Annotated in this window: 11 protein-coding genes; 2 read left to right on the top strand and 9 right to left on the bottom strand. The window is 58.9% G+C overall.

Annotated elements, in window-relative coordinates; genetic code table 11:
* Window positions 1-83: 83 nt before the first annotated feature.
* Both K0J45_RS14710 and K0J45_RS14705 read right to left on the bottom strand, forming a co-directional pair.
* Window positions 84-3368: a carboxyl transferase domain-containing protein gene (locus tag K0J45_RS14710; protein WP_220043100.1), complete on the bottom strand. Its 3285-nt coding sequence runs from the start codon at window positions 3366-3368 to the stop codon at window positions 84-86.
* Window positions 3365-5074: an AMP-binding protein gene (locus tag K0J45_RS14705; protein WP_220043099.1), complete on the bottom strand. Its 1710-nt coding sequence runs from the start codon at window positions 5072-5074 to the stop codon at window positions 3365-3367. The genes K0J45_RS14710 and K0J45_RS14705 overlap by 4 nt, the downstream gene beginning before the upstream one ends.
* Before the next feature lie 594 nt (window positions 5075-5668).
* Here K0J45_RS14705 and K0J45_RS14700 point away from each other — a divergent pair.
* Window positions 5669-6409, top strand: a complete 741-nt coding sequence (locus tag K0J45_RS14700; protein WP_220043098.1) for a TetR family transcriptional regulator — start codon at window positions 5669-5671, stop codon at window positions 6407-6409.
* A 170-nt stretch (window positions 6410-6579) separates the two neighbouring features.
* Here the strand turns inward: K0J45_RS14700 and K0J45_RS14695 are convergent, their stop codons facing one another.
* The 7 genes from K0J45_RS14695 to K0J45_RS14665 are packed head-to-tail and all read right to left on the bottom strand — an operon-like array spanning window position 6580 to window position 14459.
* A complete protein-coding gene (locus K0J45_RS14695; RefSeq protein ID WP_220043097.1) occupies window positions 6580-8706 on the bottom strand; it encodes a 3-hydroxyacyl-CoA dehydrogenase NAD-binding domain-containing protein in 2127 nt (708 codons plus the stop codon).
* A gap of 32 nt (window positions 8707-8738) precedes the next feature.
* Window positions 8739-9485 (bottom strand): SDR family NAD(P)-dependent oxidoreductase, encoded by a 747-nt coding sequence (locus K0J45_RS14690; RefSeq protein WP_220043096.1) that lies wholly within the window; start codon window positions 9483-9485, stop codon window positions 8739-8741.
* Between the two features lie 14 nt (window positions 9486-9499).
* The gene (locus tag K0J45_RS14685) at window positions 9500-10267 is read right to left on the bottom strand and encodes an SDR family oxidoreductase (protein WP_220043095.1); all 768 of its coding nucleotides are present in this window, start codon (window positions 10265-10267) and stop codon (window positions 9500-9502) included.
* A gap of 4 nt (window positions 10268-10271) precedes the next feature.
* The gene (locus K0J45_RS14680; protein ID WP_220043094.1) at window positions 10272-11309 is read right to left on the bottom strand and encodes a phosphotransferase family protein; all 1038 of its coding nucleotides are present in this window, start codon (window positions 11307-11309) and stop codon (window positions 10272-10274) included.
* Window positions 11306-12568 (bottom strand): acyl-CoA dehydrogenase family protein, encoded by a 1263-nt coding sequence (locus tag K0J45_RS14675; protein WP_220043093.1) that lies wholly within the window; start codon window positions 12566-12568, stop codon window positions 11306-11308. Before K0J45_RS14675 ends, K0J45_RS14680 begins: the two co-directional genes overlap by 4 nt.
* 11 nt (window positions 12569-12579) lie before the next feature.
* Window positions 12580-13254 carry a histidine phosphatase family protein gene (locus K0J45_RS14670; protein WP_220043092.1) on the bottom strand — a complete coding sequence of 225 codons (675 nt, stop codon included), beginning with the start codon at window positions 13252-13254 and terminating at the stop codon, window positions 12580-12582.
* Between the two features lie 20 nt (window positions 13255-13274).
* Window positions 13275-14459, bottom strand: a complete 1185-nt coding sequence (locus K0J45_RS14665; protein ID WP_220043091.1) for an acetyl-CoA C-acyltransferase — start codon at window positions 14457-14459, stop codon at window positions 13275-13277.
* Window positions 14460-14646: 187 nt separating this feature from the next.
* On the opposite strand from K0J45_RS14665, the gene K0J45_RS14660 reads away from it, so the two are divergent.
* Window positions 14647-15543, top strand: coding sequence for a LysR family transcriptional regulator (locus K0J45_RS14660; RefSeq protein WP_220043090.1), 897 nt, complete (start codon window positions 14647-14649; stop codon window positions 15541-15543).
* Window positions 15544-15745: the final 202 nt, after the last annotated feature.

The raw sequence follows: 15745 nt of genomic DNA, 5'->3' as shown, positions 1-15745 counted from the left end.
AAAAAAGCCAGCCTGTGCGTCGCACAGACTGGCTTTGGGCTTATCTGATATCGGTAAAATGAGTTGTTTGACAGCCTTGGGCTTTACCAGGTATCGATACAGTTACGTTTCTTGCCGCTGCGCTTCCCGGGTTTTGGCAGGCAGGCCAGACCGCGAACGATCCAGTCGCGGGACTCCATGGGGTCGATCACCGCATCCAGCTCCAGATAGCTGGCGGTATTGATGGCGCTGCCGTGGCTGTACAGCTTATCCACCATGGCCTTGAAGGTGGCCTCGCGCTCATCTGGATCGGCTATAGCCTCCAGCTGTCGCTTTGCCGCGATACGCACAGCACCCTCTATGCCCATGGCACCAAACTCGCCACTTGGCCAGGAGGCGGTAAACACAGGTGCGGTGAAGCCGCCACCCGTCATCCCCATGACGCCCAGGCCGTAGCCCTTACGCAGCACCAGGGCGAACAGAGGCACAGTGCAGTTGGCGCCGTGGACGAAGAGGCGCGAGATATGGCGCACAGTGGCGCGTTTTTCCGACTCAGGGCCCACCATGAAGCCAGGGGTGTCGCACAGGGAGATCATAGGGATATCATGGGCGTCACACAGCTGAATAAAGCGGGCCAGTTTGTCGCCGGCATCTGCATCTATGGCGCCGCCGAGGAAGCGTGGGTTGTTGGCGTACAGGCCGTAGGCCTTGCCCTCGATACGCACCATGGCGGTGATCATATTCTTGGCAAACTCGCGCCTTAGCTCCAATACCGAGTCCTTGTCACACAGGGTGTCGATCACTTCACGGATGTCATAGATGGCCATGCGGTTCTCGGGGATCAGATGGCGCAATCTGCGCTGATCCGCCACCTGCCATTCGGCCAGATCGCCCTGGAAGTAGGAGAGATACTTCTTGGTCACCGCAACCGCCTCGGCCTCATCCTCAACCAGGATGTCGATCACCCCGTTAGGGCCGAGTACCGATGGCGGCCCAACCTCTTCGGGTTTGAAGACGCCCAGGCCACCGCCTTCGATCATCGCAGGCCCTGCCATGCCAATGCTGGCCTGACGGGTGGCGATGGTGAGATCGCACACGCCGTAGAGGGCCGCGTTACCGGCAAAACAGTTCCCGGCGGCGATACCCACGGTGGGCACCAAACCTGACAACTCGCCCAGGGAGGAGAAAGTGTGCAGGTTCAGGAAGGCCACACCAGGGTAGTCGGTATCCGAGGGGCGGCCACCGGCCCCCTCGGCGAATATCACCAGTGGCAGTTTCCACTTCTTACAGAGTTCCAGCAGGCGGTCGGTCTTCTTATGGTTGACCAGGCCCTGTGAGCCCGCCATGACAGTGTAGTCGTAGGACATCACGGCGCAGCGCGCGGCTTCCTCGCCGAAGTTATCGGCGTTGACCGTGCCTATGCCGGTGATCTTGCCGTCGGCTGGGCTGATCTCCACCAACTTGTCGATGGCATGCTTCTGCCGCTGGGCGGCGATGGCTAGCTGGCCGTATTCGTTAAAGCTGCCTTCGTCGAGGAGATCGTTAAGGTTTTCCCGGGCGGTGCGCTTGCCCTCGTTATGACGCTTGGCCACCGCCTCGCTGCGGCTCTCATCCAGTGTCTTGTCGCGGCGGTCGAAGAACTCGGCCAGGTTGGCGCGGATATAATCGAGATCGATCTCCATCTCGGTCTGACCGCCGGTGACTGAGACCTCGCCCGGCTGAATGACTGCCAGGATCTGATGCTCGTCTATCACCTCGCCGATATTGCCGGTTAGCACCTCGGTAACGATACCTGCGTGTTCAGATTTTACCGGGATCTCCATCTTCATCGCCTCGATGACGGCGATCTCCTGGCCGGCGTATACCTCGTCGCCAGATTCGATGTTGACCTGCACCAGCACGCCTGCGGTGGGAGACTTGACCCCCTCACAACCGGCGGGAATATTTACCGCCTGCACCGTTTCTTGCTGGTCGCTGGCGATGTTGAAGAAGTGCTCGTGGTGGTCGTCATCGGCCAACAGCTCGGCCATGTGCGCCTCGACGAAGCGGGTGCTGAGACGGTTATGCAGCACCTCTTCACGTTGCAGCAGGTTCATCAGCAGGGCCTTGTTGCTCTGCACCCCGTCGATATTCAGTGCCTTGAGGCTGAGGTAGACCTTGTTCAGCGCGGCGCTGTAGTCTTCGCCCTTGGCGATGATCTTGGCGCCCAATGAGTCGTAGCTGGGGCTGACCTTGTAACCTGCGTACAGGTAGTCATCCACGCGCACGTTGTGGCCGTTAGGCACCTGGTAGGCCTTGATCACCCCAGAGGCGGGCTTGGTGCTGCCGTCGGGCAGCATCTGCTCCAGGTTGATGCGCGCCTGAATGGCGCAGCCGCGTTTGATTGGCGCTTCAGTCAGCGACAGCTCCGCCAGCGTCTTACCGGCGGCGAGCAATATCTGTAACTTGACCAGGTTCAGGCCGGTGATCTCTTCGGTGATGGTGTGCTCCACCTGGATCCTCGGGTTGATCTCCATGAAGTAGAACTTGCTGTGATCGTCTGCATCCAGCAGGAACTCGAAGGTGCCAAGGCCCTGATATTTCACGTCGCTGGCCAGCTGCAATGCCGCCTCGATGATCGGCATGCGCGTCGCGTCGTCAAGGCTTGGGCTGGGGGCGATCTCCAGCAGCTTCTGGTTGCGACGCTGCAGGGTACACTCGCGCTCCCAGGCATGCACCGCGGCGCCCGTGCCGTCACCCAAGATCTGCACCTCGATATGACGGGCATGCTGCACCAGTTGCTCAACGTACAATTCGCCGCTGCCGAAGGCGATGATCGCCTCCTCGCGGCACTGACGATAGGCCTCGGCCAGATCCTCGTAGCGGCTGACGGGACGCATGCCGCGCCCGCCACCGCCAGCCAGGGCCTTGATCATCACGGCTGCGCCATTACCCAGGCTGGTGAAGAAGGTTTGCACCTCTTCCAGGCTGCAGGGCTTGTTGATGCCGCCGGTGAGCGGTGTGTCTGAGCGCAGGGCGGTTTCCCGGGCAGTGGCCTTGTTGCCCAGCAGGTCTAAGAGCTCGGCCGATGAGCCGATGAAGCAGATCCCCTCCTCGTGACAGCGCTTTGAGAAGCTGCTGTTTTCAGACAGAAAGCCATAGCCTGGGTGCACGGCATCACACCCATGGGCCTTGGCCACGGCAATCAGCTGCTCGATATCCAGGTACGCCTTGACGCCGCGGCCCTCGAGGGCCACGGCCTGATCAGCCTTCTTGGTATGCAGCGACTGACTGTCGTCTTCGGCGTAGATTGCCAGGCTGTCGATGCCCATATCGGCACAGGTCTGTGCGATACGGATAGCGATTTCACCCCGATTGGCAATCAGGATCCGATTAAAAACACGTGTCATAAACTTTTCTCCAGATCCACCTTACGAATCTTGCCGGTGGCGGTCATAGGTAATCTCTCCTGGATGCGGATCTCGGGCACCTTGAAGATGGCCATGGCATTCACACACCAGGCCTGCAGGGACTCTTGGGTTTCGTCGAAGCCCGGCTTTAGGGTAACGAAGGCCACGGGCACCTGACCCTTGCGCTCGTCGGGGCGACCGACGACGCCGCATGAGGCGATGGCCGGATGTTGGCCTAGCATGCTTTCCACCTCGGTGGGGAATACGCTCATGCCGTTGACCTTAAGCATCTCCTTGCGGCGGCCCAGATAACGGAAGAAGCCTTCCTCGGTGATCATTCCCAGATCGCCGGTGCGGTACCAGCCACCCTCCTCAAACAGGTTTTTGTTCAGATCTGGCTTATTCCAGTAGCCCGTGAGTAGGGTTGGGGTGCGGATCTGAATCTCACCTTCCACGCCCAGGGGCATGAGCTCGCCGGTGACAAAATCGCAGATCTTGATCTCTGTGCCGGGGACGGGCAGGCCAAGGAATGCCGGGTCGAAGGAGAGATCCATGTCGTCCACCTGGAAGCCGCGGGTGAAGGTGTCACAGGTGTGGGTCTCTGTCATGCCATAGGCCACCTCGAATAGTGTTGTGCCGGTCAGCTCGCGCCAACGTTGACGGTAGTCTCGGTTGAGTTTCTTGATGAAGGAGATACAGGGCACTGTGGTCAGCGAGGTGAGGTCGAACTGGTGGAGCTGAGGGTGGTTGAGGATCTCATCCACGCTGTCTATCAGCATGATGGTCATATTGACCTTGTGGTGGTGAACCAGTTCCATAAAGGCCTTGGTGTCCCAGCGCGCCATCAACACCAGAGTCGCGCCCGAATACAGGGGGAGCAGTAAGCCTGTGTCTTCGCCGGCGATCCAGAACTCTGGCAGGAAGCTAAGCATCACCAGATCTGTGCCTTCGGGGCCGACCTCGCCAAAGGTGACCGGATAGTAAGAGGCCATGGTGCCTATCATGTTGCGGTGGGTGTGCATCACGCCCTTGGGCATGCCAGTGGTGCCGCTGGTGTAGTTGATGGCCGCAAGATCGTCCAGCGCCGGGATATAGTCCAGCACTTCCTTAGAGGCGTTATCTATCGCCTCGAAGAAATCGATAATGCCATCTGCCAAGGGGGCTTTGGGGATCTCAAACAGATCAGGCAGCACGGCGGTGATGGCGCGGGGCCTGACATCGGTATAGCTGGTGGTGATGATGTGCTCTATGCCCAGCTCCTGGCAGACGGGACGCATGGTGGGCAGCAGGGCGTCGTAGCATAGGGCGACCTTAGGTTGACTGTCACCCAGCTGGTGGCGCAGTTCCATCTCTTTCGACAGTGGGCTTACCGGCATGTGCACGGCGCCGCACTTTAAGATGCCGAAAAAGGCGATGTGAAACTGCGGGCAGTTTGGCATGAATACGGCAACACCGTCACCCTGGCCCACGCCAAGCCCTCTGAGGACGTTGGCAAAGCGGGTGCTCATCTCATCCAACTGGGCGTAGGTCAGCTCATAGCCGTAGAACTGGATAGCCACCTTGGTAGGGTTGAGTCTCGCCCAGGCGGAGAGATACTCGGTGACCGGCTTTTCGCCATGGGGATAGATGGGTTCCCGCGTTGTGCCTTTGGGCCATCTTGCCGCTTGGAGTGCTTTGACCTGCTGGAGATAGGTTTGCTCGTTCATGTTTCTGCCTCGCTATTGTTGTTATGGGCCGGTGCCGGTCATATCGTGCTAACCCGTGATTAGTCTATGGCACCACCTGGCGTATTCGATTCAAGTCAACCCAGTCCTTGCAGCCGGAGCCGTTAACTGTCCTGCTTGAAATTTCTTATAGTCTTGTTGACGCTGCGACACCGTATCCCGCGGCCGTTTCGACCATGATTTTTGGTCGGCAGCCATCTGTGGATTTCGGCATTAGGCATTACTTATACAGCAAATGTATAATTACAGTAACTATAAAAATATGTCAATTATGATGTTAATACTTACGACTTATTGTTAAATTAATTTACATTTAGGGTGGTGCGAACGTGACATCTCTGAGGCGAGACTGGCGTGGCGACGAGCTAACGAAAGTTCGTTTTATCAAGGCGGTAAGTTAGAATGCCGGGATAGTTTTCGTGTGCTTTCGAAAAAAGAGTTTTTAAGAGTAGAGTTTTCGAGACAAGCGTTTTCAAGAAAAGTGTTTTTAACAAAAGCGTTTTAAAGAAAGGCATTTTCAGGAAAGGCATTTTCACTTGAAGCGCGCTCAAGGTGAGGTTTTAGGTGGCGGACGATATGGCAGAAGGTAAGGCTGAGGGGAAGGTAGAGGGCATGGCAGAAGGTAAGGCTGAGGTTAAGGTTAAAGGTAAGGCTGAGGTTAAGGCTGGGGGTAAGAGAGCCGAGATGAGCCTCAGGGAGCGCAAGAAGCTGCAGATGCGTCAAACCCTGCTGGATATCGCCGAGGAGCTCTTTTCGACCTTGCCCTTCGAGGAGGTGATGGTCGATGAGATCGCGGCGCGGGCCAACATCAGCCAGAAAACCTTTTTCAACTACTTTCCCACTAAGGCGCAGTTGCTGGAGGAGCTACTGCTGAGCTGGTTGCGCCAGGTTAACCTCTGGCCGTCGCCCACGGAGAATGTGACTGATGTGCGTTCGGCGCTGGTGCCGCCAAACCTCAATGAGATTCAGCTGTGGGTGATCGCCCACAGGCATATTCTGCAGATGATCATGCGCCACACGGATCTCTTCGCCTCCGTCTATTACTCCTCCCAGGTGCCTGCAGGCAAGAATTTGCTGTTCCCGCCCGAGTATCGCCAGCCGCGGATGGACAGGGTCAAGCGGGCGCAGGAGCAGGGGGTCATTCGCGGCGATATCGCCCCAGAGCTCGTCTGTGAGATGTATGACCTGCTGCGCATCGACATAGTGCAGCGTTGGCTCTGTATGCCAGAGGAGCAGGCCTGTGGCGAGCTGTATCAACGCACCTATGATGAGATGGTGGCCATCTTCTTCCGTGGCCTGCAGCCCGACAGCAACTAGTTTGAACTAGGCAGGTTTGCACTTAGCTTGGTGATTGCTGTTTCTTGTTTGCTGCAAAGCCAGCTTCGGCAAAATCCGACCACGACGAAAGCGCGCCCTAGGGCGCGCCTTGTTTATCAGCTGATATTTACTGGCCGTGAGTTAGCTACACGGCATTCGCCAATCGCTAGTTAAGCCTGGTATTGGGCAAAGGTCTTGCCTTCTTTCACCAGTCGCTCCAGCAGGGGCGCAGGCTTAAACCACAGCTCTCCCTTGTCCAGGGTATCGCGATACTTATTCAGCGCCGTCAGAACCCTCTCCAGACCTATCTCGTCGGCATACTGCATTGGGCCGCCACGGAAGATGGGGAAGCCGAAGCCGTAAGCCAGCACGATATCGATATCACTGGCCCGCAGGGCGATGCCTTCCTCCAGGATCCGCGCCCCTTCGTTGATGATGGGGTAGATGGTGCGCTCGAGGATCTCCTGGTCGCTTATCTGCTCTGGCGAGCGGCGGGTCACGCCAAACTCCTTGGCGGCCTCGGCGGCCAGCTCTAGCACCTCTGGGTCCTCCTGCTTGTCGCGCCCCTCGTAAATATAGAGGCCACGACCCGTCTTCTGACCATAACGCTGCTTGGCATAGAGCCTGTGCAGTATGGCGAAGTGGCTGGGGTCCAGATCTGTGGTGAACGCCTTACGATCTTCCCGGGTCAGGATGCCCACGTCGATACCGGCCAGGTCGACCATGGAGGGCAGCCCCATCGGCATGCCGAACTCTGTGTGTACCTTGTCTATCTGCGCCGGGCTCGCCCCTTCGAGGATCAGTGACATGGATTCACGCAGGTAAGAGTCGGTCGCCCGGTTGCCGATAAAGCCCCAGCAGACGCCAGAGACCACAGGGACTTTCTTGATGCGCTGTGCCAGCTGCACAGTAGTGAGCAGGGCATCCGGCGCCGTCTTGTTAGCGCGCACTATCTCAAGCAGCCTCATCACGTTCGCCGGGCTGAAGAAGTGCAGGCCGAGCACGTCCTGAGGGCGGGAGGTCACCGCCGCTATCTCGTCCACGTCCAGGGTGGAGGTGTTGGTGGCCAGTATGGCGCCGGGCTTACAGGTGGCATCCAGGGTCTTAAATACCTGCTTCTTGATCTCCATCTTCTCGAACACGGCTTCGATCACCAGGTCGACATCGGCGATGTCGGCATAATCTGTGGTGCCGCTGAGCAGCGCCATGCGCTCATCGAGCTGGGCCTGACTCAGTTTGCCCTTCTTGAGGGTGTATTCGTAATTCTTGCGGATCACCCCAAGGCCACGCTCAAGTGCCTCGCCGTTGAGATCCAGGATCTGGGTGGGGATCCCCACGTTGATGAAGTTCATGGCGATGCCGCCGCCCATGGTGCCTGAGCCTATCACCGCCACCTTGCGGATCTCGCGAGTCGCCGTGGTTTTAGGGTCTATGCCAGGGATCTTGGCAACGCCACGCTCGGCGAAGAACAGATGTTGCTGGGCGCGGGCCTGGGGCGTATTCAGGCACTCCATGAAGAGCTGATGCTCACGCTTGAGGCCCTCGGCCAGTGGCAGTTCACAGGCCGCCTCCACCGCTTGAATACAGCGCTCGGGGGCGTAGTAGCCGCGGTTGCGTCTGGCAATGGCGGCGCGAAATTCGTTAAAGATCTCACTGCTGACATTGCTGGTGTCGACACTCATCTCGAAGCAGCTGCGCTTAGGCTTGTGCTGCGCGACCAGCTCTTGGGCAAAGTCGACCGCGGCCTGAATGAAGTCGCCGCCCTCTTGATACAAATTATCGATCACGCCAGCATCCAGCATAGCCGCCGCGCCGAGGGGGCGACCACTGGTGATCATCTCAAGGGCCAGCTGAACGCCGCCGATGCGGGGTAGACGCTGGGTGCCGCCGGCGCCGGGCAGAATGCCTAAGTTGACTTCGGGCAGGCCCAGCTTGGCCGCAGGCAGGGCGATGCGGTAGTCGCAGGCCAGCGTCAGCTCACAGCCGCCGCCAAGGGCCAGGCCGTTCACGGCGGCGACAACCAGCTTGGGAGAGGCCTCCAGGGCATCGCAGACCTGGGGCAGGTTGGGCTCGGCGAGGGCGTCGTCGGAAGAGAATTCACTGATGTCGGCGCCGCCGCAAAATAGCTTACCCGAGGAGGCGAGCACTATGGCATCGACCGACTCATCGGCTTCGGCTCTCTTGAGATCGGCCAGCAGGTGGGTGCGCAGCGCCAGCCCCAGGCTGTTGACCGGAGGCTGGTTGAGTATGATGACGGCGGTGCGTCCGTGAATTTGGTACAGGGTGGCGTTCGTCATAGGGATACCCTTGTTATTGTTGTGAATGAGGATCAGATGGCAGAGACGCCACCATCGATGGCAATGGCCTGGCCAGTCATAAAACCGTTGTCCGGGTTGACCATGTGCAGCATGGCGCTGACCACCTCGTTTGGATCGGCCAGGCGGCGCATGGGTACGGCACGGGTCAGCTGCTCGATTAGCGCGGGATCGACTCGCTCGGTCACCATAGGTGTTGGCGTGAAGAAGGGGCAGATGGCGTTGACCTGGATACCCTGGGCGGCAAACTCCAGCGCCGCGGTGCGGGTAATGCCGACCACGGCATGTTTGGCGGCCACATAGGGGGTCAGCTTGGGGGCGCCGTTAATGCCGGCCATGGAGGCGACATTTAAGATCGCCCCACATTTATGTTTCTGCATCAGAGGGATCTGCGCCTTCATGCCGAAAAACACCCCCTTGGTATTGATGGCGAAGCTAAGGTCCATATCGGCCTCTGTGGTCTCTAGCAGGCTCTTCATGGGGGCCGAGATACCGGCATTGTTGATGGCGATATCCAGGCGGCCAAAACTCTCTTCGGCCAGCTGAGCCAGGGCCAGCTGATCGGCCTCGATGCTGACATCACAGCGCTGGCCGACCGCGCACTCGCCCAGCTCGCTGCACAGGGCGTCGAGCGCCGTGTCGTTAATATCACCCAGCACCAACTTGGCGCCCTGAGGGGCCAAACGCTGGGCCAAGAGCTTGCCAAAACCGCTGGCGGCGCCCGTGATGAGCACCACCTTACCTTCAAAATTCGACTGCATTGATTCTTCCTCTGTTAGAGCGTCAGGCCGCCATCCACCACCAGAGTTTCCCCCGTGGTGTAGCTGCTGGCATCGCTGACCAGGTAGAGCACGGCGCCGGCCATCTCGCTGGGCACGGCGTGGCGGCCCATGGGGATCCTGGCGATCAGCTGCTGATAGATCTTGTCGTTGCTGAACAGGGCGCCGGCAAACTGGGTCTTAGTGAAACCGGGCAGCAGGGCGTTGCAGCGGATCCCTAGCGGCGCGCACTCCTTGGCGAAGGCCTTGGTCATGCTGACCACGGCCGCCTTGCTGATGGAATAGATCCCCTGCATCTCACCGGGCTGCAGCGCATTGACCGAGGCGGTGTTAAGGATCACCCCGTGGCCCTGCTCGCGCATCATGCGACCCGCGGTGACCGACATAAAGAAGTAGCCCCTCAGGTTCACCTCCATGGTCTTGTTGAAGGCATTGAGATCCGTATCGAGGATATGGCCGAAGTAGGGGTTGGTGGCGGCGTTGTTGACCAGGATATCCAGCCTGCCGTGTTTGGCCTGGATCTGCTCGAAGGTGGCCTGGATGGCCTCGAGATCCCCCACATGACAGGCCATCGCCTCGGCGCTGCCGCCATTGTCGATGATCTGCTCGGCCACCGCCTGGCAACCTTCGGCCTTGCGGCTGGCGACAATCACATGGGCGCCATAGGCGGCCAATAGCTCGGCGATGGCGGCGCCTATGCCGCGGCTGGCACCGGTTACCAGGGCGATACGCCCGCTTAGGTCAAACAGTGATTTATTGTCCATGGCGTTACTCCTTAATCTGATCGGCGATGGCTTCCAGCGCCATTTCCGCCAGTGGCCCTACATGCTGGCCCAGCTCGGCGGCGTTCTTGTTGGAGGCATTGCCATCGATGGCGCGTTTGGCGACGCCCTGGATGATGGCCGCCAAGCGGAAGAAGCTAAAGGCGATGTAGAAACCGAAGTTGTCTATCTTGTCTATGCCGGTGCGCTGGCAGTAGCTGTTCACATAGGCCTGCTCATCTGGGATCCCAAGCTCGGCCAGGTCTTTGCCGCGAAGGCCAGACACTGTGCCGATGGCGGGCATGCGCATCTGCATGCAGAGATAGCCAAGATCGGCAAAGGGGTGGCCCAGGGTCGAGAGCTCCCAGTCCAGCAGGGCGACGGCTTTTGGCTTAGTTGGGTGGAACATCAAATTGTCCAGCCGGTAGTCGCCGTGGACCAAGGACATCCGGCCGTCATCTTGTGGAATGTTACTGCCCAGCCAGGTCATCAAGGCTTCCATCGCCTCGATATGATCTGTCTGCGAGGCGCGGTATTGGCTGCTCCAGCGGTCGAACTGGCGCTGAAAATAGTTGCCGGGCCGGCCGTAATCGCTAAGGCCCACCTTGTCGATATCGACGTTGTGCAGCGCCGCTAATACCCGGTTCATCTCATCGTACAGCTGGCCGCGTTCCTCGCGGCTCACCTCGGGTAGGGCGGCGTCCCAATAGATGCGCCCCTCGCAGTACTCCATCAAGTAGAACATTGAGCCTATGATGCCGGTGTCTTCACAGAGGTGATACACCTTGGCCACCGGCACATCTGTGTCGGCCAGCGCCTTGAGCACCCGATACTCACGATCCACCGCGTGGGCGGATTTGAGCAGCTTGCCCGGCGGCTGGCGGCGCAGCACATAGGTGCCGGACGCCGTCGTCAGCTTGAAGGTGGGGTTAGACTGGCCGCCGGCAAACTTCTCGACCTGCATTGGCCCCATAAAGCCGGCTACATGGGCCTCGAGATAAGGCTGCAGTGTGTCGAGGTCCAGGTTTTCCACGGCGCGGCTCATGATACGGCTCCCACAGGTTTTGCAGGATTTTTGGATGCCAGGTTTTGGGCGTGAACGTCGCGGGCCAGGTTGCGACCCAGCTGCATCATATGCACCTGATCTGGGCCGTCCGCCAGACGGATGGAGCGGGTTATCGTGTAGGCCTTGGCCAGGAAGAAGTCTTGGCTCAGACCACCGCCGCCGTGGAGCTGAATGGCGCGGTCGATGACGGCGCAGCCCATGTTGGGGGCGACAATCTTGATCATGGCGATCAGGTCCTTCGCGGCCTTGTTGCCGCCCTGATCCATCTTGGCCGCCGCCTTGAGGGTCAACAGGCGTGCCTGCTCAACCTCGCAGGCCGACTTGGCGATGGCTTCACGCACAGACTGTTGTTTGCTAAGGGGCTTGCCGAAGGCGATACGGGTCTCGGCACGCTCACACATCTGCTCCAGCGCGCGCTGGGCCAGGCCCACGGTGCGCATGCAGTGGTGAATGCGGCCTGGGCCGAGGCGCCCCTGGGCGATTTCGAAACCGCGCCCTTCACCCAGCAGCATGTTGCCCACCGGCACGCGGACATTGTCGTAAATCACCTCTGCATGGCCCTCGGGGGCATCGTCATAGCCAAATACCTTCATGGGGCGCACGACCTTGACCCCAGGGGTGTTGGCTGGCACCAGTATCATAGACTGCTGCAGGTATTTATTGCTGTTATCGGGGTCAGTCTTGCCCATCACGATATGGATCTGGGTGTGATTGTTGCAGGCGCCTGAGATATACCACTTGCGACCGTTGATCACATACTCGTCGCCGTCACGGACGATGGAGGTCTCGACGTTGGTGGCATCTGAGGAGGCGACATCGGGTTCTGTCATGGAGAAGGCCGAGCGGATCTCGCCATTTAGCAGCGGCTGCAACCAGCGTTCCTGTTGCTCTTTGTTGCCGTATCTTGCCAGCACCTCCATGTTGCCCGTGTCCGGCGCGCTGCAGTTAAACACCTCCGAGGCCCAGTAGACCCCGCCCATGATCTCCGCCAGCGGCGCATATTCAAGGTTAGTCAGGCCTGGGCTGAACTCGCCGTAGACTTGGGGCAGGAAGAGGTTCCACAGGCCGGCGTCTTTGGCCTTGGCCTTCAGCTCGGCCAGGATAGCCGGTGACTCCCAGCGATCGCCTTCTTCGACCTGTTGCTCCCACAGGGATTCGTTGGGGTAGATGTGCTCATCCATGAAGGCCAGCAGACGTTCGCGCAGCGCTTGTACTTTGGGTGAGAATTCGAAGTTCATGGTAGATTCCTTTAGCTGTAGCTGACCGAATCCCATCGGTCTGGACGATCCAGATGGGGGGTGGCATTGATGCCGGTAACATAGGTGGCGCTGTCAGAGAAATAACAGTGGGTGATCCCCGAGTTCTTGCTCTGCAAATTCAGGTTCACCACCGTCTGGGCGCCAAAGCCCATAATTTGGCTCAGGGCGATGCTGATGGCGCCGCCCGAGGTGGCAACCAGTGTGTTGCCCTTGGGCTGGCGGCGGGCAAAATCCAGTCCGTCGGCCACCCGCTGTTGAAAGGCCTGCCAGCTTTCCAGCGGCACCTCGGCGGGCAGGGCGTTCTCCGACCAGGCCAACATGGCGAGCCTGAGACAGGAATACACCTCGCGGGGATTGCGCCAATCTTTGATGGCGTGCTGCGGGTTTGCCTCGCCGAAGCCTTTCAGTAGGGTCATAAAGTCAAACTCATTGAAGCCAGAGTGGCATTCAAATTCAAGGCGGCGCTCAAGCCCTTGGCAGATCGCCTCGGCCGACTGGCGATGGCGCGCCATATCGCCGCAGATGATGCGCTCGAAGCGGACGCTGCGCTCTTTGAGGTACTCACCCAACCAGAGGCACTGCTGGGTGCCAAGGTCAGAGAGCTGATCATAGTTGGTGCTACCAAAGGAGGCCTGACCGTGCCGAATGAGATAGAGCGCTGCCATCAGTCTAGTGCCGCGTCTTGTTAGGCGACTTCGAACAGGCCGGCCGCGCCCATGCCGCCGCCGATACACATGCCGACGACCACATATTTGACGCCGCGGCGCTTGCCTTCGATGAGCGCATGGCCCACCAGACGCGAGCCTGTCATGCCGTAAGGATGGCCGATGGAGATGCCGCCGCCATTGACATTGTAGCGGGCGGGATCGATACCCAGGTGGTCGCGGCAGTAGAGCGCCTGCACCGCGAAGGCCTCGTTGATCTCCCACAACCCGATATCATCTATGGTCAGGCCGTGCTGTTTCAGTAGCTTAGGGATGGCGTAGATGGGGCCTATGCCCATCTCTTCCGGCGCGCAGCCGGCCACCGCAATACCGCGATAGATGCCAAGTGGCGCCAAGCCACGCTGCTCGGCCAGTTTACGCTCCATCACCACACAGGCGGAGGCGCCGTCGCTAAGCTGGCTGGCGTTACCCGCGGTAATAAAGCCACCTTCGATCACCGGCGCCAGATTTTGCAGGCTCTCCATGGTGGTCGATGGGCGGTTACACTCGTCGCGGTCCAGGGTTACCTGCTGGTAGGTGATCGCCTTGGTCTCGCGGTCCTGAATCGCCATGGTGGTGGTGAAGGGGACGATTTCGTCGTCGAAGTAGCCGGCCTCCTGGGCGGCCGCAGTGCGCTGCTGTGACATCAAGGCGTAGATGTCCTGAGCCTCGCGGCTGACGCCATAGACCTTGGCCACATGCTCGGCGGTCTTCAGCATTGGCATGTAGGCTTGGGGTTCGAATTGCATCACCTTGGGGTCGGCGTTATCGGCGGCCCATTTCATATATTCATTCTGTACGGCGGTGATGTTTTCCTGGCCGCCAGCAACCACTATCTGCTGTTGATCGACGATGATCTGTTTCGCGGCCATGCCGATGGCCATCAAGCCCGATGAGCATTGACGGTCTATGGTCTGGGCCGAGACGGTATTGGGCAGGCCGGCGGCAAGCACGGCGTTACGGGCGATGTTCATCCCGGCGGTGCCGGCGGTGAGCACTGTGCCCATGATGGCATCATCTATCTCGCCGCCCTCAACCCCGGCGCGCTGGACAGCGTGCTTGATGCAGTGGCCCAGCATGGTTGGGGACTTGGTGTTGTTTAACGATCCGCGAAATGACTTTGCCATCCCGGTGCGGGCGGTGGATACGATTACGGCTTCTCTCATCTTGGGCTCCCTAAACTAATGACGGATTGATGCTCAATCCTCGCATCTTTAATAATGGTTTAGACCGCCCGTTGGCGATCTTTGCGTTGAAAAAAGTATAGTGGCTGTACTAATATTTACGTACTTTATTATTTTGATACCTTGTTATTCATGTGATGTATATAACCAGCTGCCGATGGGAGCGCCAATGCGTCTACAAAATGTTGATTTAAATCTGTTTGTGGTGTTCGACGCCATCTATACCGAGCGCAACCTAACCCGGGCAGCCGAGCGCCTCTGTATCACTCAACCCGCGGTTAGCAATGCCCTGAGCCGGCTGCGAACCAGCCTCAACGACCCCCTGTTTATCCGCACCCCCAAGGCCATGATGCCCACGCCCGTGGCAGAAAATATGATAGGCCAGGTGCGTGAAGCCCTGAAATTGCTGAGCAGCAGCATGCACCTTGGGGACAGCTTCGATCCCCTGCTCGCGGAGCATCATTTTCAGCTGGGGATGTTCGATGTGACCGAAGAGACCATGTTGCCATCCCTGCTTGCCGCCTTGCAGGTGCATGCGCCCAGGCTGTCTATCTCCAGCTATCCGGTATCGCGAGAGGAGATGCTCAAGGAGTTTGTCTCCGGCAGGCTGGACCTGGCCATCGACGCCCCCATAGTGACCCATCCCGACCTTTACCATCATCCACTGATTACTGTGCCCTATGTGTGCCTGGTGAGGAAGGATCATCCTGAGGTTGGCGATACCCTGAGCCTTGAGCAGTATTTGGCCCTATCCCATGTTCATGTCTCCAGCCGCCGTCAGGGGGTAGGTTATGTCGACGCCGCGCTTAACCGTCTCGGCAAACATCGCAACATCCAGGTACGCACCAAGCATCATCAGGCGGCGCCCAAGCTGGTGGCCGAGACGAATCTGGCGACCACAGTACCCGAGAGCCTGGCGAAAAATACCGACCTTAAGGTCCTCAAGCTGCCTTTCGAGGTGGAGCCGATAGAGTGGCATCTCTATTGGCATCGCAGCGCCGATCAGGATAACGCTAACCGCTGGTTGCGGGAGTTTATTACTGCGCTGATGCAGGGGCAGGGGTAGATTGGCGAATGTTCGCCTGCCATTTTGGGTGGTGATACAGGGGGGGAGCGTTGACAGTTATGTATGTTGGTAGGATTTGCGAAGGTCACACCTTCATCTTTATCTAACGCCTGCCCGGCGGGTGCCGTACAGGAAGTACCAATGTCGTGGTCACAGGGTCAGTGATGCTCCCAACATCAGGCCGACATTTCCCATATCCCTA

The organism is Shewanella alkalitolerans (assembly GCF_019457575.1).
GTDB classification, from domain to species: domain Bacteria; phylum Pseudomonadota; class Gammaproteobacteria; order Enterobacterales; family Shewanellaceae; genus Shewanella; species Shewanella loihica.
Note: the sequence above shows the minus strand (reverse complement) of the source record. Positions and strands in the feature narration are given on the sequence as shown.